The organism is Acinetobacter sp. V102_4 (assembly GCF_031799005.1).
GTDB classification, from domain to species: domain Bacteria; phylum Pseudomonadota; class Gammaproteobacteria; order Pseudomonadales; family Moraxellaceae; genus Acinetobacter; species Acinetobacter calcoaceticus.
Genome location: NZ_JAVQNR010000022.1, coordinates 1 through 699, shown reverse-complemented (window position 1 = coordinate 699; position 699 = coordinate 1). Strand labels below are relative to the sequence as shown.

At 46.1% G+C, this 699-nt stretch carries 1 protein-coding gene; it reads left to right on the top strand.

All coding sequences use genetic code 11. From position 1 onward, the window contains the following. Positions 1-699 (top strand): EF-Tu/IF-2/RF-3 family GTPase (locus RMB13_RS00615; protein WP_311084118.1); only part of this gene is annotated, 699 nt, incomplete at its 5' end.

Genomic DNA, 699 nt, shown 5'->3' with positions numbered 1-699 from the left:
GGTGATGACACTCCAGTTATCCGTGGTTCTGCGCTTAAAGCGTTAGAAGGCGATGCTGGTCAATATGGTGAGCCTTCAGTTCTTGCTCTTGTTGAAGCGCTTGACTCTTACATTCCAGAACCAGAACGTGCTATCGACAAAGCATTCTTAATGCCAATCGAAGACGTATTCTCTATCTCTGGCCGTGGTACAGTAGTAACTGGTCGTGTAGAAGCTGGTATCGTGAAAGTAGGCGAATCAGTTGAAATCGTTGGTATCCGTGATACTCAAACAACTACAGTTACTGGCGTAGAAATGTTCCGTAAATTGCTTGACGAAGGTCGTGCAGGCGAGAACTGTGGTGTTCTTCTACGTGGTACTAAGCGTGAAGACGTACAACGTGGTCAAGTACTTGCTAAACCAGGTACAATCAAGCCGCACACTAAATTCGATGCAGAAGTATACGTACTTTCTAAAGAAGAAGGTGGTCGTCATACTCCATTCCTTAACGGCTACCGTCCACAGTTCTACTTCCGTACAACTGACGTAACTGGCGCAATCCAATTACAAGACGGCGTTGAAATGGTTATGCCAGGCGACAACGTTGAAATGTCAGTAGAATTAATCCACCCAATCGCAATGGACCCAGGTCTACGTTTTGCGATCCGTGAAGGTGGTCGTACTGTAGGTGCTGGTGTTGTTGCGAAAGTAACTGCATAA